At 37.0% G+C, this 24,850-nt stretch carries 21 protein-coding genes and 1 pseudogene; 5 read left to right on the forward strand and 17 right to left on the reverse strand.

Annotated features, from left to right (window positions below):
- Nucleotides 1-254: 254 nt before the first annotated feature.
- Entirely contained in the window at nt 255-1,079 is an 825-nt protein-coding gene (locus H3Z82_RS09835) for an ABC transporter permease (protein WP_182205330.1), read from the reverse strand.
- An 18-nt stretch (nt 1,080-1,097) separates the two neighbouring features.
- Entirely contained in the window at nt 1,098-1,994 is an 897-nt protein-coding gene (locus H3Z82_RS09840) for an ABC transporter ATP-binding protein (protein ID WP_182205331.1), read from the reverse strand.
- A gap of 100 nt (nt 1,995-2,094) precedes the next feature.
- Between H3Z82_RS09840 and H3Z82_RS09845 the strand changes: the two genes are divergently transcribed.
- Nucleotides 2,095-3,156 carry a hypothetical protein gene (locus tag H3Z82_RS09845; RefSeq protein WP_182205332.1) on the forward strand — a complete coding sequence of 354 codons (1,062 nt, stop codon included), beginning with the start codon at nt 2,095-2,097 and terminating at the stop codon, nt 3,154-3,156.
- Nucleotides 3,157-3,431: 275 nt separating this feature from the next.
- On the opposite strand, the gene H3Z82_RS09850 is transcribed toward H3Z82_RS09845, so the two are convergent.
- The 7 genes from H3Z82_RS09850 to H3Z82_RS09880 form a co-directional block, all read right to left on the reverse strand.
- Entirely contained in the window at nt 3,432-3,950 is a 519-nt protein-coding gene (locus H3Z82_RS09850; protein WP_182205333.1) for an IS1096 element passenger TnpR family protein, read from the reverse strand.
- A gap of 41 nt (nt 3,951-3,991) precedes the next feature.
- Nucleotides 3,992-5,011: a COX15/CtaA family protein gene (locus H3Z82_RS09855; protein WP_182205382.1), complete on the reverse strand. Its 1,020-nt coding sequence runs from the start codon at nt 5,009-5,011 to the stop codon at nt 3,992-3,994.
- Between the two features lie 143 nt (nt 5,012-5,154).
- Nucleotides 5,155-6,576, reverse strand: coding sequence for a CCA tRNA nucleotidyltransferase (locus H3Z82_RS09860; RefSeq protein WP_182205334.1), 1,422 nt, complete (start codon nt 6,574-6,576; stop codon nt 5,155-5,157).
- 71 nt (nt 6,577-6,647) lie between these two features.
- A complete protein-coding gene (locus H3Z82_RS09865) occupies nt 6,648-7,205 on the reverse strand; it encodes an L-threonylcarbamoyladenylate synthase (protein WP_182205335.1) in 558 nt (185 codons plus the stop codon).
- Between the two features lie 122 nt (nt 7,206-7,327).
- Nucleotides 7,328-8,083: a glycosyltransferase family 2 protein gene (locus H3Z82_RS09870; RefSeq protein ID WP_182205336.1), complete on the reverse strand. Its 756-nt coding sequence runs from the start codon at nt 8,081-8,083 to the stop codon at nt 7,328-7,330.
- A gap of 314 nt (nt 8,084-8,397) precedes the next feature.
- Nucleotides 8,398-9,507 (reverse strand): CDP-glycerol glycerophosphotransferase family protein, encoded by a 1,110-nt coding sequence (locus H3Z82_RS09875; RefSeq protein ID WP_182205337.1) that lies wholly within the window; start codon nt 9,505-9,507, stop codon nt 8,398-8,400.
- Between the two features lie 242 nt (nt 9,508-9,749).
- Nucleotides 9,750-10,565, reverse strand: coding sequence for a 2,3,4,5-tetrahydropyridine-2,6-dicarboxylate N-succinyltransferase (locus tag H3Z82_RS09880; protein ID WP_182205338.1), 816 nt, complete (start codon nt 10,563-10,565; stop codon nt 9,750-9,752).
- A 235-nt stretch (nt 10,566-10,800) separates the two neighbouring features.
- Between H3Z82_RS09880 and ruvX the strand changes: the two genes are divergently transcribed.
- From ruvX to mazG, 4 genes and pseudogenes are all read left to right on the forward strand, one after another.
- Complete coding sequence (gene ruvX / locus H3Z82_RS09885; protein WP_182205339.1) at nt 10,801-11,211, forward strand: Holliday junction resolvase RuvX; 411 nt, start codon at nt 10,801-10,803, stop codon at nt 11,209-11,211.
- 79 nt (nt 11,212-11,290) lie between these two features.
- Nucleotides 11,291-11,881, forward strand: coding sequence for a peptide deformylase (gene def, locus H3Z82_RS09890; protein ID WP_182205340.1), 591 nt, complete (start codon nt 11,291-11,293; stop codon nt 11,879-11,881).
- A gap of 66 nt (nt 11,882-11,947) precedes the next feature.
- Nucleotides 11,948-12,373, forward strand: a pseudogene (locus H3Z82_RS09895) (DUF5606 family protein); the annotation flags it as partial.
- A 456-nt stretch (nt 12,374-12,829) separates the two neighbouring features.
- Nucleotides 12,830-13,606 carry a nucleoside triphosphate pyrophosphohydrolase gene (mazG, locus tag H3Z82_RS09900; protein ID WP_182205342.1) on the forward strand — a complete coding sequence of 259 codons (777 nt, stop codon included), beginning with the start codon at nt 12,830-12,832 and terminating at the stop codon, nt 13,604-13,606.
- A 222-nt stretch (nt 13,607-13,828) separates the two neighbouring features.
- On the opposite strand, the gene H3Z82_RS09905 is transcribed toward mazG, so the two are convergent.
- The 8 genes from H3Z82_RS09905 to H3Z82_RS09940 form a co-directional block, all read right to left on the reverse strand.
- The gene (locus tag H3Z82_RS09905) at nt 13,829-14,878 is read right to left on the reverse strand and encodes a glycosyltransferase family 10 domain-containing protein (RefSeq protein ID WP_182205343.1); all 1,050 of its coding nucleotides are present in this window, start codon (nt 14,876-14,878) and stop codon (nt 13,829-13,831) included.
- A 271-nt stretch (nt 14,879-15,149) separates the two neighbouring features.
- Nucleotides 15,150-17,228, reverse strand: coding sequence for a DUF349 domain-containing protein (locus tag H3Z82_RS09910; protein ID WP_182205344.1), 2,079 nt, complete (start codon nt 17,226-17,228; stop codon nt 15,150-15,152).
- Between the two features lie 96 nt (nt 17,229-17,324).
- The gene (locus tag H3Z82_RS09915; RefSeq protein WP_182205345.1) at nt 17,325-18,059 is read right to left on the reverse strand and encodes a shikimate dehydrogenase family protein; all 735 of its coding nucleotides are present in this window, start codon (nt 18,057-18,059) and stop codon (nt 17,325-17,327) included.
- Nucleotides 18,052-19,071 carry a DUF368 domain-containing protein gene (locus H3Z82_RS09920; RefSeq protein ID WP_182205346.1) on the reverse strand — a complete coding sequence of 340 codons (1,020 nt, stop codon included), beginning with the start codon at nt 19,069-19,071 and terminating at the stop codon, nt 18,052-18,054. The genes H3Z82_RS09915 and H3Z82_RS09920 overlap by 8 nt, the downstream gene beginning before the upstream one ends.
- Complete coding sequence (locus tag H3Z82_RS09925; protein WP_182205347.1) at nt 19,072-20,082, reverse strand: DUF368 domain-containing protein; 1,011 nt, start codon at nt 20,080-20,082, stop codon at nt 19,072-19,074. It lies immediately after the preceding gene.
- Between the two features lie 39 nt (nt 20,083-20,121).
- The gene (locus tag H3Z82_RS09930) at nt 20,122-21,534 is read right to left on the reverse strand and encodes a tetratricopeptide repeat protein (protein WP_182205348.1); all 1,413 of its coding nucleotides are present in this window, start codon (nt 21,532-21,534) and stop codon (nt 20,122-20,124) included.
- Nucleotides 21,535-21,703: 169 nt separating this feature from the next.
- Nucleotides 21,704-22,885, reverse strand: coding sequence for an aspartate aminotransferase family protein (locus H3Z82_RS09935; protein ID WP_182205349.1), 1,182 nt, complete (start codon nt 22,883-22,885; stop codon nt 21,704-21,706).
- 1 nt (nt 22,886) lies between these two features.
- The gene (locus H3Z82_RS09940; RefSeq protein ID WP_235982423.1) at nt 22,887-24,695 is read right to left on the reverse strand and encodes an OstA-like protein; all 1,809 of its coding nucleotides are present in this window, start codon (nt 24,693-24,695) and stop codon (nt 22,887-22,889) included.
- Nucleotides 24,696-24,850: the final 155 nt, after the last annotated feature.

Genomic DNA, 24,850 nt, shown 5'->3' on the forward strand with positions numbered 1-24,850 from the left:
GCAGAAATCTAAGAAGTGTTTTCAAAAAAGCAATGCGTTAGGATATGGTGGACTTTAAAAAAATACAAATGGTCATATTCCTGAAACCAGGAATCATCATGCTTGTTTAATTGTCCATCCTAAACAAAATAGATTCACAACTGATATTCTCAATAATAAAAGTAGTTATACTCAACTACTTTTATGAATACATCTGTGATCGAAATTGAAAAAAAATTCTGTACAATTAATGATGGCAATCGCTATCAAATATATTATAAATCGCGCTTTTTTAACAATCTGTACGATAAAAACACAAATAGAGCCGTCCAAGCCAAAACGATGACAATTTCATACCAATGCACCGCATAGTCATAGGCCATGTCAATTTTCTCAGGGTACTTGGTCATGACAACACGTTGAAACGGTTGGTCAATCAGATTGTACATGGACTCCAATGGTAAAAAATTCTTGACCTTCCATGCCATTTCTGTACTTGAAGCCTGGGCTACGATCCAAAAAATAATCCATTCAAAAATGTAGAGAATAAAGAGAAATGCCAATGCAAAAGCCGATCGTTTTACCAACATTCCAAAAAACAGACATAGACTAAAGAAACCTACCAGCTTTAGAAAATATGCCAATAGATACTCGGTCTCTCTAAAGATAATGGATGCCTCAGTATAACTTGAATAGTAAAGTCCGATGAATAGCGAACCCACGCCAATGAGGACGGTGGCCAAGAACGAAAAGAAGACAATAGTATAAAATTTGGAAAGAATGAATTCTTTTTTGCTCAGTCCATCAATCAAATTTTGTTTTATGGTTTTGTTACTGTACTCATTACCAATCATACTGACCACCACTATAGCGAAAAATAGTTTAAAATAAGACGCAAAAAATGTGGTAATATGCCAGATGATGGGAAAATTGAAAATACCGAGTTCGCCCAATTCCAAGGTAAAAAAACCGAAGAAATTAATTTTTATGGATGAAAGTATCAAAACCGTAAAAGGGAGAACAAAGGAGATAAATATCAAGACTTTACTCGCTCTGTTTAATAGTAGTTTTTGTAGTTCTAAGTTGACTAGTCGTAACATAGGGGTGGTTTTGATGGGTTAGATAGTGTCAGTTAATTTCAAGAATTGCTCCTCCAAACTCTCTTTTCGTTTTACTAAATGAGAAAGCGTAATGCCGTTGTCAAACAATAGCTTGTTGAAGGTTGCGGCATCCATAGGTTCTTTTAGAAAAGCGGTGATAAGTTCACCTTCCTGTTTTACACTTAAAAAATTAGGGTTGTTCTGTAGAAAGGAAGCCAAAGCTTCATGTTGTTCTGATTTGAGTTCAAAAAAGCCATGACTGGAAATCATTTCATCCACACGCCCAGAATATAATTTTTCGCCTTTTCGCAGCACCACAACATGCGAGCATACTTTTTCGACTTCGTCCAAGAGATGTGATGCCAATAAAATAGTGGTGCCTTCGCTGGCAATCTTTTTTATCAATGTTCTGATTTGATGGATCCCCTGTGGATCCAATCCATTGGTCGGCTCGTCCAAAATTAGTATTTCCGGATCGTTTAAAAGTGCAGAAGCAATAGCCAATCGTTGTTTCATTCCCAAGGAGTAGTTGCTGAATTTACTGTCCTTTCGCTCCAAAAGACCTACAATAGCAAGCTTCTCATCAATCTTGCTATAATCAACACCTTTGATCTTACAAACCAATTTTAAATTTTGATAGGCCGTCATGTAAGGATAGAAATTTGGATTCTCAATGATGGCGCCCACCTTTTTTAATGCCTCATGGGTTGACACCGAACCGTTGAACCAGCTAAACTCACCCGAAGTCTTATTGACCACGTTAAGGACAATGCCTAAGGTAGTGGATTTACCACTTCCATTTGGACCTAAAATGCCGTAAACGTTACCCTTATTGATAGTAAATGAGAGATCTTTGACCGCCGTAAGGTAACCAAATTTTTTAGTGAGGTTTTTGATGGTGAGAATAGTTTCCAAGATGCTTTTCTGATTGATTAGTTACACGTAAGACGAGTGATTTGTAAATTTGTTACATCAGTAAATATATTAACTTTACATTTGAGTTAATTTAAGCACTATGCAAGATCTTAAAATATCCTTACGAAAACCGTCTTATCCCATAACTGAAAAGTTACATGCTTATCTTTCTGACTATAATAGAAATATAAGACTGCCTATTTTTTATGACGATTTGCTACGGTTTCAAGGCTCGGTTGTTTTATACGATAAAGATGATAATGATACGCTTTGGGTAAGGGTTTACTTCAATGAATTTGAACGCCAGGAAATAGATTTAAGTCTGAAGAAAGTCTACACCATTCTGCACTCCGATGGGAATGAGCGTACCATTCCGTTTCTAAGTGTGGATGCCATTGATTATTGTACGTTTGGAAACTCTAAACCCTTTCGAATCAAGATCAGAAACATTTTGAACGATAATTACACTTATTTTTATGTTAAGAAAGCAGATGCCTCACGCATCTACGGCTTGGAATTAGAGCACATGCTTTCGCCTTATAACTTAAACTTTTTAGTGTTTCAGGATACGTTGATTGAAGAACATATTTCAGGGGTTCCGGGAGATGAATTTATTAAAAACATGTTGCCTACGTGTACGCCATCAGAAAAATCGCAGATAGCAAAAGAGTTTGTAAAGTTTAATGAACGCTGTATGATCAGACTTTTAGGAGATATGCGTTCATATAACTACGTCATTGTCCCGACGCATGATTTTGATCACGTCGTCTATAAAATTAGGGCCATTGATTTTGATCAACAAAGTTACGAAGGCAAGTTTAATGTGTACCGACCACAATTTTTTAAGGAGAACTTGGCTATGGTCCAATTGGTACAAGAAAAGTTCCAAAAGGAATCCATTGATCAATATAAGTTAGAAGAACGCTCCATTATTGCCAAACGTTTAATTAGCTATCATGAGCGTATCAAGCAATTATTGGACTGTATGATTGACGATACATTATCCAAACCAGAACACATCCAGCGTCTTAAAATGACCATTTATGAATACACGCTCGATTTAAAATTTAAACGGAGTAAAAATATGGGTGAGATTGTTAAGAATGCCTTAGATTTTGTGCAACGAAATTATGAGACTGTTAATATGAAACACTTGAGGTGAATTGGTGGTGAGTGGTGAGTAGGTGAGTATTAAGTATTAAGAACCAAGTACTAAGTATTAAGTATCAAGTATCAAGATTCAAGGATTAAGAATCAAGAACCAGGACTCAAGAAACAAGACTTAAGAAACAAGAATCAAGAAACAAGACTCAAGAAACAAGACTCAAGATAGTGGATATAAGACTCAAAACCGTAAAGCACTTAAAATTTTGGTCAGATAATTTTTAAATTGACAGGAATAAAGAAATGAAAATTAACAATAAGAAATAGTTCTCTTTAATTCCAATTCTCGTCAAAATCTAGGCTCTCGTAATCGTCAACGTCAAAATCGTCGTCAAATTCGTTATAATCATCAAACTCATCCTCGGCCTCAAACTTTTTTTGAGGTGCTTCAGTAGGAATTTGGCCATGTACAAACATTAAATTTGGGTAATCCGTACCTTCTGCCTCTTCAATTATCTCGCCTAATTCTACGTAAAAGGTCCACATGCTGAAGAAATCATAAACATAAATGAGTCTCGTTTTCGATTTATGAACAACACTATTGATGGCAGTTTCGTTCATAAGCCTTACTTCCCCTTGAACATCGCCTGTATCAAACATTGGAATTTCCTCGCCTTGATTCCACTCTTCATCACTTAAGTAAAACGATGCCATTTCAATACCATCAAACCCGAATGCTTGTGTGATACTATTATGTAGGTCTTCGAGAGTGTCTGTTTCTCGAATTTCTATATCCCTAAAAACATCATCATCGGTGTCGTTGTCAAGAATAATTCTGAATCTGTAAATCATGGGTTAAATTTTAATTTGCAAAGGTAAACATTTTCCATTATTTATCTGCTGAAGCGGTGTAAAGCAAATGTCATTGCAGACAGCAAGAAGAATGCTCCTATTTGATGGGCTACACCTAACCATAACGGAACGCCGTAAATAATGGTCAGCACGCCCAATAAAAACTGAAGGCAAACAAGAAATAGTAAGCTGTCAATGCTTTTGGATTGTATGGGCGTCAGCGTCATTTGCTTTGCACGATACCAGATGATACCAATAATAATCACAACGATGTAAGCAATCGTACGGTGAACAAATTGGATACCACTTGGGTTTTCAATCAGGTTGATATAGAAAGGTTCAATAGCATAAGCTGATTCGTGTATAAATTTGCCTTCATTCATAAAAGGCCAATGGTTGTGGAGTAAACCAGCTTTTAATCCTGCTACAAATCCGCCATAAATAATTTGGATTGCCAAAACGATATAACCAACAACAAGGAGGTTTCTAAAGCTTTTATCGATAGGTTTCTTTTTAGGAAATTTTAAATCCAAAGCCACCCAAAGTGTTGCTGCAAACGTTAAAAATGCTGTGGTTAGATGGGCTGATAATCTGTAATGGCTCACGTTGGGCATATCCACCAATCCGCTTTTCACCATATACCATCCTAAAAATCCTTGAAATGCACCAAGTGCTAATAAAACCAAACATTTTTTTATGGTTTTTGAGGTAAGCTGCTTGGTTGCTAAAAAATAGATAAATGGAATAATAAATACGAGTCCAATCAAACGACCCATAACTCGATGCAGCCATTCCCAAAAATAAATACTTTTAAAATCGGATAATGTGAAATGCGAATGGAGTTTCTGAAATTCTGGATATTGTTGGTAAACCTCAAAGGCTTCCTGCCATTCAGCTTCATTTAAAGGCGGAATGGTGCCGGTAATGAGCTTGTAGTCGGACATCGACAATCCAGAATCTGTTAATCTGGTAATTCCACCTATTACTACCATGATAAAGAGTAATGCGCAACCTGTAAGGAGCCAATAGATGACGTTTTTATTATCTTTTTGTTTTGCCATTTTATTTATAAAAAATTGAAATTGACGTTGAACATTAATTTTAATTCCCATCGGTGATTTGTCCGTCCGTACCGATCGGCCTAACACGATGTTTTTTGATTTAACCTTCATTTTTTGAACGCTTCACGCCATCCAACATGCCATTAGTCGCTTGCTATCACTTGCGTTAACCCCAAACGTTTGCCTTCCTCGAGCATCAAGTCATACGCCGCTTTGTGTTCATTGGGTATTTCTCCTTCTAAAATGGCTTCTTTGATACGCTCTTTTATAGTGCCAATCTCTCTTGAAGGCTTTAAGCCAAAGGCCGCCATGATTTCCTCACCCGAAATTGGAGGTTGGAAGTTTCGAATTTGATCGCGTTCTTCAACTTCAATAATCTTATCTCTGACAAGCTTGAAATTGTTATGGTATTTTTTAAATTTTCTTGGATTTTTTGTAGTGATATCGGCTTCGCAGAGTATCATTAAATCGTCCACATAATCACCAGCATCAAAAACCAAACGTCTTACAGCAGAATCGGTAACATCTTGTGCTAAAGCGATTGGCCGAGAACTCATGAGCACTAGTTTTTGTACAAACTTCATTTTTTCATTAAGTGGCATCTTCAATCGTTTAAACAAACGATACACCATTTTTGAACCCTCAAACTCGTGTCCATGAAAAGTCCACCCCACTTTTTTACTAAATTTCTTAGTTGGTGCTTTGCCAATATCGTGTAAAAGCGCAGCCCATCTTAACCAGAGATCGTCAGTGTTTTGAGCAATGTTGTCAACCACCTCCAATGTATGGTAAAAATTATCTTTATGACGTTGTCCTTCTTTTTCATCAATACCTTTTAGGGCAACCAGTTCTGGTAAAATATAGTCCAAGAGACCAGTTTGTTCCAACAGTAAAAATCCGATGGAAGGTACCTCGCTTTCCAAAATTTTATTAAGCTCTACCACAATCCGTTCTTTCGTGATGATTTTGATGCGGTCCTTGTTTTTTGAAATTGCTATAAGTGATGCATTTTCGATGGTAAAGTTGAGCTGTGTGGCAAATCGGATGGCGCGCATCATTCGTAAAGGGTCGTCGCTGTAGGTAATATCCGGATCTAAGGGTGTTCTGATAAGCTTGGCATCTAAATCCTTAAGACCATCAAAGGGATCAAGCAAGTCGCCAAAACGGGAAGGATTTAAATCCAATGCCATAGCATTTATCGTAAAATCACGTCTATTTTGATCGTCTTCCAAAGTGCCGTTTTCGACGATAGGATTCCGGCTTTCTTCCGTATAAGACTCTTTGCGTGCGCCTACAAATTCCACCTCAATATCTTCGTAACGCAACATCGCAGTACCATAAGTTTTGAATATTTGAACCTTTGGGTGGTTGGGAATGTTCTTCGCCACTTGTCTAGCGAGATCGATTCCACTGCCTATGGCTACAATATCGATATCCTTATGCTGTCCGCGCTTCAAGATAAAATCACGAACAAAACCACCAATGACGTAGGCGTCGATTCCTAACGCTTCGGCGGATTGGGATATGATTTTGAAAATGGGATGTTTTAAAGCGTTATTTTTCATAATATTCAAATTTCAAAATCTAAATACCAAATGGATTTTTGGAATTTGGAATGTGAATTTTGGTGTTTTAATTATCTGATGATCTTCACCCTCCCGTTTGCACTCAACTTAATAATTGAGGATGGTTTGGAACAATTTTTTTCGCGATGCAAATTTACGATATAGTCCACACCTTTTAAAATATGGGGTGTGATTTCTTTATATGATTTTGGAGTGGCTTCATGGCTTCTATTGGCTGATGTCGAAACAATGGGTTTGCCAAATCGTCTGAGCAGTTGAAAGCAAAAATCGTCATCTGGAATTCTGATGGCAATCGATCTGTCTTCTGCTACTAAGTTTTCGGCCAAATTTTGAGCTTCATCATAAATAATGGTGATGGGCTCTTCAGAAACCTCAAAAATATCGTAAGCCACTTTCGGAATCTCCTTAACGTACTTGCTCAACATCCTATCGTCGGCCACCAGGCATATCAAGGCTTTCTTATCCTCACGCTCTTTAAGCTGGAACACCTTTTTAACAGCTTCAGGATTGGTAGCATCACAGCCTATGCCCCAAACAGTATCCGTGGGATAGAGTAGGAGTCCACCGTCCTTTAAAACTTGTAAAGCATTTGATATTTCTTTTTGCATATTTTATAAATTGAAATTGAACTTGAAAATGAAGTTTAAAATCAAACTGATCGGTCCATTTTTTTTCTAAACTCTATACATCACTCGCCACCCATTCACTCCCAACCCCCAGGTTTAAAAAATTATTCCCTGTTTTTTCTTAAGAGCCACAATTTAACATAGCGCATAAAAACGACATAACCTTGCATATAACCTATAGTTAATCCTACCACACCATCTCGAAAACCACTTTGTACGATATAATGCTTGAAAAATCCCCAAAAAGGCTTAATCACAAAATGATAAGGCGTTAAAGACCCAGTTTTTGGATCATAATCCTTGGCTTGCCATGTGGCGTACCTGTTCATTTTTTCTATGTATTTGTCAAGTGTAGTATAACTGTAATGCAGGAATTTATTTTTTAAAGTGGCAGTTTCACCATTTGGAATGATCTCAGCATGTACATGCTTGTCTTCATAGATACAAAAGTCACGTTTAAATAATCGAGTAACCTTGTCATTGCGCCAACCGCTATAATGGACGCGCTCACCCATGAAATGATTGATTCTTCCAATTTTGTAGGCCACAATATTCGGATCTGGATCTTTAAGAATTTCTAAAATTTCTATTTTCAATTCAGGAGTCACACGTTCATCAGCATCGACCAATAATATCCATTCATGCGTAGCTTGAGGAATAGCCCAGTTTTTTTGAGAAGCGGAATATTGATACTCTCTCCTAATAACCTTTGTTGCCAATTCCTGTGCTTTTTCAAAAGTACCATCGGTACTAAAGCTATCTACGACGAGAATTTCATCGGCAAAATCAACAGATTTTACGACTGCGTCAATATTATGAATCTCGTTGCCGGTAGGAATAATAGCAGTAAGCGTATGCATGTGAAGGGTTGATTTTGATCAAATTTAATTTAAATGCAAAAATAGGTTTTTTGCGTTATGGAATGCAACCTTTAGGCATCTATTAAGTAATGGATAAATCGACCCCGCTGTAGTAATGTGAAATTACATTACTAAAATCATTGAGGCCATCTTTAGTTGAAGGCATTGCTATTGGTCGTTATTGTTGTATCTATTAATAATCCAGCAACAGGATCTATTAATTAAGGTTCAAATTTCGATGGAAATATTAAGTAGACGTGTTTGTAACTTCAATATAATCGCAACAAATAAGTTGGTTTAGCCTCAAATAAATTCTATGTGTTCTGTTGTTTTTTTATAGTATATGGTCTGTTGAAGCTTTTAAATGTGAAATACCCCAAGCGTTTTCTTATTTTATATTTTCGGAGTAGATTGAGTGGTTTCTTTTTAAGATGGCTTTTATCTTTGTGCAAAAACTCAATACAAGCTTTAATAACACGCTGACTCGATTTACCGTCGTTATATGGATGAAGATTAAGGATGTAGGCCTCAATTTTTTCCATCAGCTCTTCGGACGGATTTAAAGCTTTTTCAAAAGCTGTTTCAATAGCATTGACATTATCAATGTCTATTAAAAACTCTTCGTAAACCTTATGCTTAAAAGTAACAACTGGTTTTTTTTGAAGCACAAATTCTTGTATTGCCGATGTCGTATCAGCAAAAAGGATATCTGCTTTAAAAAATAATGGTATTAAGTCCGTAGTGTCGTAAAACGTAAAATTCTCGTTGTTCAAGGACTGCCATTTTCTGAAGATATATAAGGGCAACTTGGGATGTAAAACCATGATGAATTTATAGGCATTTGATTTTGATAGCCTTTTTATTTCCTCAAAAACCTTGTCGTCATAAGCTAGGCTTAAGCGTTCAGTAAAGGTTGAAGCAATCATTATGGTTGGAAGCTGAGAATTTGAGTCGGGTAAAATATTTTGCTTTTCTTCTAAGGGAAACATGGGGTCTACCTTGCTCCAGCCCGTTTCTATAACCTCAAAATATTTCAATTCATTTGCAAGTCGGCTAAACTCGCTAGTTGTACTTGGTCCTTGTGTACAGTACAAATCATAAGAACCCCGGATTCTGAAATGATAAAATTTTCCATTTTTCAGAGGCCTTTTTTTTGCAAAGAAGCCGTGGAAAATCTGAACTTTTAATCCGGTTATAAAATCTGGAACATCATCGGTAGCAACTAATACCACATCCGGTTCATAGGAAACTACTTCCTGAATGGTATCAAGTAAATAGGGGTTACCCTTTAGACCTTCTTTGCCATTGCCTGTATCGCTAAACCATTTAACGGTATTTCCAGTACGAAGAATTTCTTTCTCCAACGGATTGCCTATTGGAACTGCATAGCGGTAAGAGATATAAATTAGAAACTTGTAAGACATATGGTTATTTATATTAAAAGGAATTGAGGTCATATAGATACCTCAATAGGGTTCTCTTTTGCTAAATTCTATTTGGGACTAATCAATACAGCGCCTTTTATACAAGGATTCCTCCTAATAAACAGATGCAAATTGAGTTTATAATCCGAAACAGGATTTGGATATTCTATTTCAAAGTCTCAAACACCCGCTAGTTCCGTGCAGCTCACCAAGCCATCTTATCCCAAGGTTGGCGTTTCTATTTACACCGCTACATCATATTCTCTCAGAGCATCATTCAAAGAGGTCTTCTTATTGGTGCTTTCTTTACGTTTTCCAATAATCAAGGCACAAGGCACATTGTAGGTGCCAGCAGGAAATTCTTTAGCATAACTGCCAGGAATCACAACTGAACGTGCTGGGACAACGCCTTTCATTTCAATAGGCTTTTCTTGGGTCACATCTATAATTTTTGTGGAAGCGGTAAGGCATACATTGGCCCCCAAAACAGCTTCGGTTTCAACCTTTACGCCTTCAACCACAATACATCTACTCCCAATAAAAGCATTGTCTTCTATAATTACTGGTGCAGCTTGAAGCGGTTCTAAAACACCACCAATTCCAACACCTCCAGACAAATGTACGTTTTTACCAATTTGTGCACAACTTCCAACTGTAGCCCACGTATCAACCATAGTACCTTCGTCTACATAGGCACCAATATTTACATAGCTGGGCATCAATATTGTACCTTTGCTAATATAGGCCCCATGTCTCGCTACGGCGTGTGGAACCACACGAATACCTTTATCGGCATAGCCGCGTTTTAAAGGAATTTTATCGTGATATTCGAAAATCCCCACTTCAAAAGTTTCCATTTTCTGGATTGGGAAATAAAGGACTACCGCTTTTTTGACCCATTCGTTCACCTGCCACCCATTCTCTGTAGGCTCCGCAACTCTTAAAGTGCCTTCATCCAATAAACTAATGACACTCTTGATGCTTTCGATGGTGACTTTCTCTTTGAGCAATTCACGGTTTTCCCAGGCATTTTCTATGTTTTGTTGAAGTTGATCCATGTCTAAAGTTAAATTTTCACAAATATAAACGTAAAATTCGTAAAGGGAAATATTGAGCAATAAAAGGGGTACGGTCAATTGAAATTACATGGAGTATATGTTTTTTGTATTATCGTTATCTAAAAGATAAAATTTAGAAGATTGAGTTTCAAAAACCTAGAGTCAGTAATTAAATTCCCTTAACTTTGCCAGTATAAACGGTAAAAAGGAGATTCCTTTTTTCAAAGGGATTATTATGGCAAGAATTTTAGCAATAGACTATGGAACTAAACGCACTGGTATCGCGGTAACCGATGAGCTTCAAATCATCGCTTCCGGATTGACTACAGTTGCCACAAAAGAACTTTTGCCTTTTTTGAAGGATTATATTTCTAAAGAAAATGTAGAGTTGTTTCTTGTCGGTGAGCCCAAACAAATGAACAATGAAGTCTCTGAAAGTGAAGAGTCTATCCAAACATTTTTAAAGAAACTTTCCAAATCAATTCCTGATATGCCGGTTAAACGTGTTGATGAACGCTTTACTTCAAAAATGGCATTTCAAACCATGATTGACAGTGGACTTAAAAAAGGACAGCGGAAAAACAAAGCTTTGGTGGATGAAATCAGTGCAACAATTATTCTTCAAAGTTATTTGTACAATCAATAAATGTGCTTTAACAATTTTATTCTAAGCCTCTAAAATTCTAATAAGAATTGTATTTTTGCAGTCGAAAATTTAAAGAACAATGATTTTACCCATTATTGCTTATGGCGATCCCGTATTAAGAAAGGAATGCAAAACCATCACGGCAGAGTATCCCAACTTGAGCGAGCTCATTGCCAATATGTACGAAACCATGTATGACGCGTATGGCGTCGGTTTGGCAGCACCACAAATTGGACTCCCAATCCGCTTGTTTGTTATAGATACGACTCCTTTTGCCGAAGATGAAGATTTGACAGAAGAGGAGCAATCACAATTAAAGGATTTTAAACGTGTTTTCATCAATGCGAAAATTCTTGAAGAAACGGGCGATGAATGGGCATTTAATGAAGGCTGTTTGAGTATTCCGGAGGTTCGTGAAGATGTCTTTAGAAAACCAAAGATAAAGCTTGAATATCAGGATGAGGGTTTTAAAACGCATGTTGAAGAATTTGAGGGGCTTGTTGCTAGAGTAATCCAGCACGAGTATGATCATATTGATGGCATCTTATTTACCGATAAATTGTCCACCTTAAAAAAACGTTTGATCAAAAGCAGATTGAATAATATTTCAAAAGGAAACATTAGTGTAGATTATAAGATGCGTTTCCCAGCCATGAAAAAGAAACGTTAATTTTATACAATCGTAAAGGCAAAAGTATATATTTGTCAACTTCAAAATTAAAAGCATTTAACGAATATGAGTTTAGACAAGATTTTATCCATTTCAGGAAAACCAGGGCTATATAAAATTGTAACCCAAACACGTAGCGGTTTTGTAGCAGAATCCTTACTTGATAATAAGCGCATAACGGTGAATATTCATAGCAATGTGAGTGTTTTAAGTGAAATAGCCATGTATACACTAACTGAAGAAGTGCCATTACGTGAAGTTTTGAAAAAAGTACGCGATAAAGAAGAAGGTAAAGAAACGTCTATCAGCCATAAAGATTCTAAAGATAAATTGGAAGAATATTTCTTTGACGTTTTACCGGATTATGATGAAGACCGTGTGTATCCAAGTGATATCAAGAAGGTAATCCAATGGTATAACATCCTACAAAAGAATGATCTGTTATCTGCTTTAGACGAAGAAGAGGAAGAAAGTTCTACGGCCACTAAGAAAGTTGAAGGAGCGCAAGCCAAAACTACTGCTAAATCTACGGCTGCAAGAAACGATGCCGCAAAAGCATCATCTTCCAAAAAAGGCGGTACTGCGAAAAACACGAGTGCAAGAAAAACCTAAGAAGTATTAAGATATAAGTATTAAGTATAAAGACTTGATACTTTAACATACCCCACAATGTTATTTGAATATTGTGGGGTTTTATTTTGAAGACAATTTGACGATAAGTTTTTGGAGCTAATAGCACAATTAAAGAAATCCCTAATCCCAATCCCCAATCCCCAATTTCTCTGAAACGCTTTCAAGGACGGATTCATTCAGGTAGGGAAAGGTACGTTAGGGTGGCCCCTAATACTTAATACTAAGTACTTCATTCTACTAATAAGATTCTGAACAATAACCTTCATTGCCATCATCAATTTCGTAATTTTGAATTTTGGATAAAAAATAATCTTCATGACACGACGACAAGAACAATTACAAGCCTTTGACCGACTTTTAACGATTATGGATGAATTGCGAGAGCAATGTCCGTGGGATAAAAAGCAGACCATGGAAAGCCTTAGGCATTTGACGATTGAGGAAGTTTATGAGTTGGGTGATGCCATTTTAGATAAGGACTTGGACGAGGTCAAAAAGGAGCTGGGCGATGTGTTGTTGCACATTGTTTTTTATGCTCGGATAGGTAGTGAAACCAATAGTTTTGACATTGCCGATGTGTGCCACAGCATTTGCGATAAGCTGATAGACCGTCACCCACATATTTATGGCGATGTAGAAGTTGCCAATGAGGAAGATGTCAAGCGCAATTGGGAACAGATAAAACTAAAAGAAAAAGGTAAAACCAGTGTCTTGCAAGGTGTGCCTAAAAGCTTACCCGCAATGGTAAAAGCCAATCGTATTCAAGATAAGGTGGCAGGTGTAGGGTTTGATTGGGAACGTCCTGAACAAGTCTACGAAAAAGTAGAGGAAGAGCTCAACGAATTAAAAATGGAAGTGGCGAGTGGAAATGCTGACAGAATGGAGAGCGAACTTGGCGATGTATTGTTCTCCATAATCAATTACGCACGATTTTTGAAGATAAATCCGGAGAATGCTCTGGAGCGAACAAATAAAAAATTCATCAAAAGATTCCAATATTTAGAAGCTAAATCTGTAGAAATCAATAAGTCCTTGTCTGAATTGACCTTGTCAGAAATGGATGTCTTTTGGGAGGAAGCAAAAAAAGTATAATCTTTTTTCATTCCCGTAATCCAAACATGAGACTACGGACGTATATATATTATATTGGAACTTAATCTTAAAGTTTCAAAATCATAAGTAGGTAATCTTAATTATATTTTAAGCGGTATTAGTTAAGATTAAAAATTTAGTTTAGTTAGGGGTCAAAATCCTACCTGTTTTCACAGGTAGGATTTGATTTTTAGGCCAGTTTGTAATTTATGCCTTTGAATCTTACTCCTTATATAATACAGACTTACCTTTAAACACTTCTTTTAATTTTTGCTTCCATTTAAATAATGAATGCTTAATTACGTAATTGTATAAATTTCGCCAATCCTTTGATGAATTACATTTATGGATTGTTACCATCTGTTTTGGTAGATCTGGATTCATCTGATCACATAATTGGGCAACATAGTCAAACATATTGTATTCTGTAAGAACCTTCATCTTTGATTCTTTTAAATGAGACCTTCTTTTTTCGAAGGTATCTTCACTGATTACCTTATCTATAATAGCAACCGCAGCATCAAAGTCTTGAATATCTATAGATTGAAAAGAATCTTTATCAAAATAATCTGAGAGATTTTTGCAGCCATAATAAATTGGAAAGGTCTCCGCCAAAAAGCAATCTGATATTTTTTCGGTCCAATAATATTTTTCTGAGGAATTTTCAATGGCTATATGATATTTGTAGGGTGCCAAAACATCCCATTTATCCTCAAAACTATTGAACCCTTGCCCAAACACATCCAACCGATCTCCATAGTAAGCCTTTAGCTTTTCAACAAATTCAATTCTTTCGAGATGTCCTTTTGTAAATGCTTTATTACTCGTGATGACAGAAATGAGTTTTGTTTTCTTTGGTGTTTCATTGGTCATTAAATCATCATAGGTTAGAGAGTAAGTAACCTCATTGTTTTTTAATTTTTTAAAACCTACAAACCATGGAAGAATAGCGGGGCCTAATTTTAAATTTTTATGTTTTGTGTCTTCTTGGCAAGAACAAATTGTTCCAAATTGATTGATGTATCCTTTGGGATAAACAAGAACCGATTTTGGCTCTGTTGTCAATAAAATGGTGTTTTCCGGTGCAACCTTACAACTTTCAGACCCTCTAACACCTTTGCCCTGAACTACCCAGAAATCTGGCTCTTCAATTTTTTCATCAATGTAAAACTGATAGCGTCCATCCGAGGAAATTCCTTTCCCGTCTTTGGTCTGTCGAAACATTATTTTGCCTAAACTTTCTCGGTATGGCGTGAATTTAACTTTATACATGATTGTAGCTTTTCAAAGTGATATGATCAATAAACAAAGGTATAGGGTTTGCAAATGTAATTAAAATTTAGGCTTACGGTAACCATTCAAATTTAGACTCTGAGCAAAATTTTTGACTTTTAGTCGGGCTATACTATAAGTTCTTTAGAAAGACATAGGTTACACATGCAATCCAATCTCAAAGAACATGACCCTATTCTCGAGAATAAACCAAAAAAGAAAGTCCATTTTCAATACTAAAAATGGACTTTCTTTCACTATATAAAAAATGTTAATATAACTCCTTTAGTTTTTTGAACTTTTCTTCCCACATAGCCAAGTTTTCTTTGTGATTTTCAATGTTTTTCAACACATCCTTCACTAAAGGATTGCTCTCATCTATGTTTGAAAAAAACTGTAGGTTGTTTTCAAGCTGGTTGAGTTCGCCTTTGACTTCATCAATTTTTTTACGGATAAAGTGATGTTCATTGTCCAAAAGTCGAGTGTCATCAGGCTGCGATAGATGCTCTAATTTATTTTCAAATTTGATCATTTCAACCTCAGATTTGTCCAATTCTAATTTATTGAATAAACCATCAACCGTTTTATTGAATTTACCCTCAATAAAACGTTTATTTTGTGGTACTTGCCCTAAGGCATTCCATGCTTCGGTTTTTTGCTTGATGGTCTCCAGATCTTGTTCTGCATTCCCGCTTAACTTCAGCTCTTTTATTTCGTCAAGCAGTTGCATTTTCTTCTCAAAAGCATCTACTTGTTCTTGATTGGCAGCATTTCGTTCAGCATTGATCTTGTCAAAATAATGGTTGCAAGCCGCTTTAAATCGCTTCCAGATCTTATCACTATCCTTTCTCGGTACATGGCCAATATGCTTCCAATCACTTTGGATCTTCTTCATGAGTGGCGTAACAGTTTCAAAATCGCCACTATCCTTATTGTCCTCAGCTATCTTGATCAGTTCCAATTTCTTTTGCAAATTGGTATACTGTTCTTTTTTGAGGTTTTTATAAAAAGTATTTTTCTTTTTATTGAAAGTTCTAACGGCACCTTTAAATTTCGCCCAAGTGGCTTCATTCACTTTAATTGGTACTTTGCCAGCATTGAAAAATTCAGTTCGCAGGCCTTCAATGACCTTGATCTTATTTTGCCAAGCTTGATGTGAACTGACATTGTCTTTGGCTACCTCTTCAATTTTAGCAATAATAGCCTCCTTTTTTTCCAGATTGGCTTCGTGGGCTTTGTCCACATCAGCGTAATAAGCTTGACGCTTATCGTGTATGGTTTTGGTGGCATTGCTAAAACGTTCCCAAATAGCTTCTCTGTGTTCTTTGCCAACAGGACCTAAATCTTCTTTCCACATTTTATGGAGTACCTGTAACTCTCTAAAGGCTCTATTGGAATTGTCATCTTTGGCCAATTCTTCGGCGCGCTCTATAATTTTTAGCTTTTGTTCCAGATTATGTTTGAAATCCATATCGCGTAAATCGCGATTGAGGTGCAGAAAGTCATAGAAAATCTCAACATGATGATGGTAAGTATTCCAGGCATTATTGTATTTATCTCTTGGAATTGGTCCGGCGGTTCGCCACTCTTCCTGCAAATCTTTAAAATGCTTGTATGTGGTGTTAATATTTTCTTCAACATTAAGTAGACCTTTAATGTCTTCAATAATACGTAATCGGGTTTCTAAATTCGATTTAAGATTGGTTTCAAGCGTTTTATAATAAGCATTAAGTTTGTTCCGATAATCGTTATAAATGGCATTGAAACGTTTCTTAACCGGACTGGAATAGAAGAAATCAATTTCATGACCTCCTTCACTTAGAAAGTCATCTTTCTTTTCCTCAAGAACTTCTGAAAACTTAGAATTAAATTCTGTTCTGATTTCTTCAACCGGAGATTTGATGGTTTGAACTTTTTTGTTTTTCAACAAACTTTCAAATTCATCAGCCAATTGATCCATGGACATGGCGTGATAATCTTTCTCCTCCAAACTGTGACGCTCAACATTGCTGTCGTCCTCAGCATCTTCAGCATTAGAGGCTTCAATTTCTTCTTGCGCATCCTTCTTCTTGGCAGGGGCCTCTTCTGGGCTGCTTGTTTCAGATTCAGCAGCATCGGATTCCGTTGAAGATGTTTCCGTTACAGCTTCCTCTTTAGGTGTTTCTGGAGTTGTTTGTTCAAGGGGGTTTCCATTGCCCTCTACAGCATCAGGTGTATCAGTCTTTTCGGTTGACGTGATAGCGTCGCTTGAAGCGTTTTGGTCATTAGTCGCTGATTTTTCAGGGGTAATAGCCTCTTTTTTTTTAATATCGTTTCCATCTGCATTGTGCAGGTTATCTTTCTCTGACATGGTCATATTGATTAATTTTCGTGCAATTGTAAGCAAGTAAATATACTAACAACCCCTTAGATTACAAAAGAGAAACCTAATTTTAGGACAATTTGGTTATTTGGTCCAGATCTCCCACGCTTTTTCAGCCTGGTATTCCAACATCTTGGAACCGTTGCAGATGGAGGCACCCTGAATTTCGCCACACCTCAAGAATTTTGTTTGCACGGGATTATAAATTAAGTCGAAAAGTAGATGCTCTTTATTAATGCCATCGTAAGGAATATCAGGACATGCGTTGACTTCAGGATGGGTGCCAATGGGCGTGCAATTAATGATGATCTGATGGTCTTTAATGATGTCTTCCGTCAAATCTGAATATAGAAACATGGCTTTGGGGTTCGGACGTCGCGATACATAATCAAAACTTATTTTCAGTTTTTTCAAAGCATAAGCAATCGCTTTCGAAGCTCCTCCCGTACCCAGGATTAGTGCATGGCTATGATGTGGTTTCAGAAACGGTTTTAACGATTTCATAAATCCGTAATAATCCGTATTGTAGCCTTTCATCTTTCCGGAGGGATAGAACTTTATAGTGTTGACTGCGCCAATTTCTTCAGCTGTTTTATGAAGTTCATCCAAATATGGAATGACTTGTTCTTTATACGGTATAGTGACGTTCAGACCTAAGATGTCATTGTTGTTATTTAGAATCTCAGTAAATTGTGAGATATTGGAAATATCGAAATTTTCGTAAAAATAGGGGAGCTTCTCATTTTCAAACTTGGCCGTAAAATGCGCTTTTGAGAATGAATAGTCGATATTTTTACCAATCAGACCGAATTTAGACATTAATTTTTCGAGTTTTTTTTCCGTACCATTCTAATCCTAATACAATGGCAATTCCTACCACAATATATACAATTGCCATATAGGTTTCACCATTAAGGTCAGGAATAAATCGTTCATAATTTAAAACTACCTTTTTACCGGTTGAATCATAAATATATCCGCCGTTGTCGGTCATTCTATAAATGGTTTTTTTCCATGGCCAAACTACACCTAAAGAACCGACAATAAAACCGATAATGGACGCTATAGTGATACTTTTGTAGTGTTTAAGAATATAACTTAGTATGTGTGAAAAGGTTACTAATCCTGCAACGGAGCCAAGGGTAAACACAGCTAATACCTTAAGCATTCGAATGCGCTCAGAATTTTGAAAAAGGCTAAAATCGCCCACAATGATCTCATAAAATGTATCGGAAAGTGCATTGACAGAATCAACAAGCAATAGGACGTAATTTCCTAATAAGATTAATATAAAGGATCCTGAAAACCCTGGTAATGTCATTCCTGAAACACTGATGATGCCACAGAAAAAAACAAAAATCAAGTTATCGTTTTCTTTCGCGGGATCCAAAAAACTAATAGCAACCCCTAATGTAATACCTATGATTAATGAGCTTATGGTCTGATAATTCCAGTCGCTAAAATCTTTATTGATATAGTATATGGAGCCTATGATCATACCAAAGAATAGACTCCAAACATAGAGTTCGGAATGGACAAGAAAATAGTCCAGGATTTTTGAAACACTGAAATAACTGACCACCATTCCCAAAAAAAGTAAGCCCAAAAAGCGTCCATTGACATAGTTGAAAAAGCTCTTGTATCTTCCATTAAACAGAAGCTTAAATGCGGTTTTATTTACTTTTTGCAAAGAATAAATAAACTCTTCATAAAACCCTGCTACAAAGGCAACAACGCCACCGGAAACCCCAGGAACTTTATTTGCAGCACCCATTGCCAAGCCCTTAATGACTAGGAAGATCTTATCTTTAAAGGTTCTTGTGCTTTGCATTTATGAAGTTTTGGAGCCTATCCTTTCAAGGATGAAAATGGTTAAAAAGCCGATGGCCATAAGACCTGCCGCCATCCCTATTTGCGGGTCGATAGCATTATTTATTTCTGAATAATGAAATGGTGAAACACTATGTTCTGATACCATTTTGTAGGTATCAAAATCGTTGATTTCTCTTTGATACACTTCAATGGTGCCATACTCCGTAATTCGAGATACGGGTATCCTTTGTCCCGTAGATTTCTCTAAAATGGTAAAGGTCTCTTTCCAGGGCCATATTTTGTTGAGCGAACCAAAAATAAATCCGGTCAATACAGCCAAGGTAGTATTTTTATAGTGCTTGAACAGCCATTTCAAAATACGACTGAAGCTTAAAAGTCCTACCAACGCTCCAACTGCAAAAAGGGCTATTCGTTTAAAATCGAAGTCGTGCAAAGCGTCACTAAGCGTTTTATAGGCTCCTAAAATAACCAGAATGAAAGATCCTGAAATTCCGGGTAAGATCATTGCACAAATAGCAATAGCTCCAGCAAAAAATAGAAATATGGGGCTGTCGTTATTTGCTAAGGAAGGTAAGGTGGTAACATAGTAAGCTGCCAATGTTCCGAATATTAGAGCAACTATAGTACCCAAATTCCAGGTTTTAATCTGTTTGCCTACAAAGAAGATGCTGGCGACAATGAGACCGAAAAAGAAAGACCAAATTAAGACTGGATGCTCTTCAATCAGAAACTTTGCCAGTCGCATAAAAGAAACAAAACTTATAACAATTCCTGTAAGTAGGGCTACTAAGAAATTTCCGTTAAGTTGTTTCCAAAATGCAGAAAAACCACTGTCTTTAAATGTGGTCAACAAACTCAAATTGACGCCACTGATTGTGGTTATTAATTCTTCGTAAATACCCGAAATAAAGGCAATGGTGCCACCTGATACTCCAGGTACGGCGTCTGCCGCTCCCATTGCAATTCCTTTAAGTGAAATGAATAGGTAATCTATAAAGCGTCTTTGCATCTTTAGTTTTTCAAATAAGAAGCGTAAAGATATAGAATTTTACTTGGAGGTTTTTTTTGAATTTGAAATAATATTGAGCACCATTTGATGGTCGATAATCATCGGGAACAATTCCTCTAAAATAAAGGAAAATTCCGGATTGAGAAGCCATCCGTTTTTGAGGTGGTATTGGGCCTTTTCATTTTCCATAAGTGTGAAATAAATGCCTGCCAATCGGTACTCAATCTCTGCGGTTTCTGGATAAAATTCTGCTGCTTGAATAAGGTTGAGGGCCGCCGCTTCATACTCACCTAAATTAATCAGGACATCAGCTCTTGCGAGCCACGTATCTAATTCATAATTGCCAAGATCCAATGCTCTCTTATAGCCGCGTTCTGCTTCTTCAATAAAATGGAGACGATGATTGATTTGTGCATAAAGCTTCCAATACTTGACATTGCCATCATCAATATTAATGGCTTTGTTAATGTAGTAGAGTGCTTTATGGTAGTCTTTCTTTTTGTTATAAAATCGTGTAATCGCAATCCAGCCCTTGTCTAACAATGGATCTTCATGTACGGTTTTATAGTAGTATTGAACGGCCAAGTCATCTGAATGCAGCTTTTCATAGCAATTTCCTATTCTCAGTAAAGCAAATGAGGTGGGCTCATCAAGCGCCAAGGTCATATTGTAATTTTCAATGGCTTCGTTATACTGTTTCAACTTCTCCAATACTTTTCCTTTTTCAAGATAAGCACCTACAAATGTGTCGTCAGAAATAATGGCAAACTCAAATGCTGCTAACGCCTTTTTATAGTCTTTTAAAGTAAAATATTGCCTACCCAATTGGTGCCAGGCCATTTCACAATAAGGATTCTTGTCCAAGTAACGGTTTAAGAAATCAATAGCTTCTTCGTGCAGATCTAAAAACTCAAAACAATAGATGATGTTGTAAAGTGCAGAGTAATCCTCCATATCCAATTCCAAACATTTGATAAAATGGGATTTAGCGTTGTCAAACTGGTCCATAAAGAGATATTCCATGCCAATTAAGGCTTGTAAATCAGCTTCATCTTCCTCAGCATCTATGAGTTTCAGAGCAATTTTTAAGGTATCAATTGCTTTTTGATGTTCATGCCGCTTGGAAAGCACACTTGCTTTTTGAATATAAATTTCCTCATTGGAAGGCTCAAGGACATGAAGCGAATCTAAAAGTTTTTCTGCTTGTGGCAATTTATCTTCTAAGATATAAATTTCAACTTGAAAGAGTCTTAAAGTTATGGATGACGGATGTTGTTCCAGTCCCAATTTGACGGCTTTCTTTGCGAGCGCAATTCTGCCATTCTCAAAATAGAATTGAATAATATTTTCAAATTCATTTGAATCAAAAAACAACACGTTATTTGTTTTCAACATGGATTCAAATTTGGTCAGCGAATAATTATTGTCGTCGTCGTGTTGACTAAACTCCATAAGCACTTTGTATTGTTCGTTCAATTAAATGTAACGCTATCCTCAGTGAAAAGGGAATTTTAAGGCGAATGTTTTCAACAAATTAGTTAACATTACCAGCGCGTCATCTGTATTAGTTTGGGTTGTTGTTTGGTTAACAGTAAGTTATGATGGGTGCAAACCTAAGCAATTATAATGAAATTTCGTCTAAAATTGAGACGATAACTTGGCAGCCTTCAACTATTTCATCCTTTGTTATGGTTAAAGGAGGTGTTAACCGAATTGCTTTCGACTCAAAAAGTAGCCAAAAAAGTATCAGACCCCGGTTTTGTGCCTTTAAAATTAGTTGGTTTGCAATTTCTGCCGATGGTGTTATCGCAGCCAACATTAAGCCGCGGCCTCTAATTTCTGTAATCAAAGGGTGTTTTAAATGTTTTCTGAATAGTTGCTCTTTTTCAAGGGCTTCTGCCATTAAATCACTCTCTGTTACTTCTTTTACGGTTGCCAATGCTGCAGCAGCAATAACAGGATGGCCTCCAAAGGTTGTAATATGGCCTAATTTTGGAAAATCCTGTAAGGTGTGCATCATGGCTTTAGATGACGTAAACGCACCAATTGGCATGCCGCCGCCGAGACCTTTTCCAGTGACTAGAATATCGGGGATACAGTTGTAATGTTCAAAGCCAAATAATTTTCCGGTACGGCCTATACCTGGTTGAATTTCGTCCAATATAAGTAAGGCGCCTACTTCGTCACACCGTGTTCTTACTTTGGTCAAGTAGTTGTCAAGCGGCTCAATAAAGCCTGCACCACCTTGGATGGTTTCTAAGATAACCGCAGCAGTTTTAGGGGTGATCTGATTTAAATCTTCTTTATTGTTATAGGTTATAAAGTTCACATCTGGCATTAAGGGTCTGAAAGCTCGTTTGCGCTCTTCGTAGCCCATAACACTCATGGCGCCCGTGGTATTGCCGTGGTAGGCATGATGCGCCGCAATAATCTGACTTCTGCCGGTTGCACGACGTGCCAATTTTAAAGCACCTTCAATGGCTTCGGTACCCGAATTGACAAGGTAGGTGCAGTCTAAGGATTTTGGCAAATGCTGGGCCAATAATTTTGTCAGTTGCACCGCTGGTTCCTGAATATATTCACCATACACCATAACGTGCAAATATTTATCCAATTGATCCTTGATTGCTTTGACCACTTTTGGATGACGATGTCCTAAACTACAAGCCGAAACGCCTGCAACAAAATCGAGATAGGCTTTGTTGTTGGTGTCATAAACATAACAACCTTCGGCGTGGGAAACTTCCATAGCTAAAGGGTGCGGTGTTGTTTGGGCTTGATGATCTAAAAAATCGCTGGTCATTTTAATTGTCTTTTTTCTGAGGTTTTTGCAATGTTTTTACCTTTGATGAATCTTCTTTTTTAATTGCTGCCTTTGGAATGGTCCGTGACGCTTTCTGTTCTTCGTCTTTTCTGGCGTCTTTTGGTTTTGCATCTTCAACGCGCTGTAACAAAGCGTCATCAAAGAAATCTTCTTGTGGAATATAATCGTCTAATCCTTTGATGACTGGCAATTCCAATGGCGGATCGTCCGAAAATAAATCTGCAACACTTTTTGGACGCTCCTCTTCGCGCCAATCAAAACCTCGCAGTTTTCTTGCGTTTTCTGGAAATTCTGATTCTGGCCATATTTCGCCATCTACCTGATCAATCAAAGTTATAATCTTATATTCCTCCTCAATTTTAAGATTAATTTTACCTGATTTGGATTTGTTTATCCCTATCAATTCCTGATCGTCATCTCTTGAATAATTGATCACTTCTGCATTTTTGATAATATCCACATTGTAAAGATCATTGTCTTTAAATAGTCCAATCAGCCGCTGTCCTTTTATTTGATTATAACCAGCATCAAGAGTGTCCTTACTGATCAAAAAGGCATTGTCAAAGACAACAAGCGAGTCCAGTTGCTCTGTTTTGGGATTTGAAATAAGATGGATGGTATCTCCAGTCATTTGGTTTTCCAGATTCCAGAGAATAGGCCTTCGTTTTATGGTAAAAGCCTCAGTAGAGGAGAAGCGCTCCAAATTAATTAGTTGTGTCAGGCCAGATTTATGGTCCGCGTGGATGGAATCTGCTTTTCCACTTAAGTCACTTTTAAATATTTTGGCATTGTAATAGGCTCTGGTGATGCGATGCTCTGGTTTTCCTGTGACCATTAGAATGTCACTGTGCATATAGATGGAATCTTTTTCTTGAACGGTGATGGCCAATGCACGTTTGGTGATGAACACCGAATCTTTGGCACGCCATATTTCGGCATAATGTCCCCGGGCTATACTGTTATTAATGGTGTCTGTGACCGTGATATTATTGGTTGCAGAAGCAAAACTGATTTTCCTATCAAAATACATGCTATCGCCTTCAAAAACACGATTCTCATAATTTATTTTTGAATTTTTCACGAAATAGCCAGTATCGTTATTGGTGTCATAAAATCCACGCTCAGCATAAATGGTATTGGAATCGCCAACAATTGTGGTAGGACCATAAAGATAGGCATGGCCAGTTTCAGTATAAAAATCGAGATGATCCGTATTTAATGTATATTCTGGATTGACCAAAACCACATCCTGTACGAATTGGTATTTTTTACTATTCATATAATACCGACCAATTTGGCTCGTAATTGTTCCTGAGGTATCTCTCACAACTTTCCCTTTACTTTGGTAGTATGCTTGCTGCTTGACGCGGTCAAAATGAAGGGTATCTGTGGTCAAAACCGATTTTGGCTCGGTCAGCACCACATCACCACTAGCGAATGCCAGTTGCGTTTTACCACTATATTCGGCATACTTGGCGGTCATGTTTATAGTATCCCCCTGTATCATGACTACATTACTATAGGCTTCAATAAAGTCTTCCTTCTCGTAATAAACAGCTTGGTCACACCATAAATTAATACCTTCATGGGTGAAATGAACTTGTTGGGTATTATCTCTGGTGAAAACGGAAACCCCAGGGCCGCGAAGACTGTCAGAATCGACAAAGCCTGAGTATTCCACACGGATTTTCTTGAGTCTTTCAGTTTGCGATACCGCTGAAAAACTTAAACTTAAAAACAAAACAGTAAAAATAGATAATGCTTTCAATGTGCGACAGATGATTTTCAAAAGTAACTCTTTATTTTAAGCATTGTTTTACGTTAACATTAATTTAGGGCAGAATTATTAGGGAAAAGAGGATTTACGACACAAATTTTACGAATGTAATGGTTTTTATTAGAATAATCCGTTCAACCATTTAATAGAGTAATCCGTTGTAATAC

It is taken from the genome of Gelidibacter maritimus, assembly GCF_014062315.1.
In the GTDB taxonomy this organism is placed as follows: domain Bacteria; phylum Bacteroidota; class Bacteroidia; order Flavobacteriales; family Flavobacteriaceae; genus Gelidibacter; species Gelidibacter maritimus.